The organism is Aeromonas simiae (assembly GCF_000820125.1).
Classification (GTDB): Bacteria; Pseudomonadota; Gammaproteobacteria; order Enterobacterales; family Aeromonadaceae; genus Aeromonas; species Aeromonas simiae.
The window spans coordinates 1-574 of sequence record NZ_CDBY01000064.1 but is presented as its reverse complement, the minus strand read 5'-3'; the positions used below and the strand labels follow the sequence as shown (position 1 = coordinate 574).

Below are 574 nucleotides of genomic sequence, written 5' to 3'. Positions count from 1 at the left end.
GGCCCCAACGGGGCGGGCAAGTCGACCCTGCTGGCGCTGATCACCGGCGATCACCCCCAGGGCTACAGCAATGATCTCACCCTGTTCGGGGTGCGGCGCGGCAGTGGCGAGAGCATCTGGCAGATCAAGCGCCACATCGGGCTGGTCAGCCCGGCGCTGCACCTTGACTATCGGATCGCCTGCTCGGCGCGTACCGTGATCCTCTCCGGCTTTCACGACAGCATCGGCCTGTATGTGACCCCAGGGGATCGCCAGTTGGCGCTGGCCGAGCAGTGGCTGACCCTGCTCGGGTTGGCGGGGCAGGGGGAGCGGCCGTTTCATGCCCTCTCGTTTGGTCAGCAGCGGCTGCTGCTGATCGCCCGCGCCCTGGTCAAGCAGCCGCCGCTGCTGATCCTCGACGAGCCCTTGCAGGGGCTCGATCCGCTCAACCGCCATCTGGTGCGCGAGGTGCTGGCGCGGCTCATCGCCACCGGGCGCAGCCAGGTATTGTTTGTCTCTCACCACCCCGAGGATGCCCCGGCGGGCACGAAGCACAGGCGATGGGTCAGACCCGCCGGGGCATCCTCGGGGTGGT

1 protein-coding gene is annotated in these 574 nt (G+C 68.5%); it reads left to right on the top strand.

What is annotated here, in order from left to right; translation table 11 throughout:
* The coding region (locus tag BN1134_RS13425) for an ATP-binding cassette domain-containing protein (RefSeq protein ID WP_042047831.1) at positions 1–574 on the top strand (574 nt) is incomplete at both ends.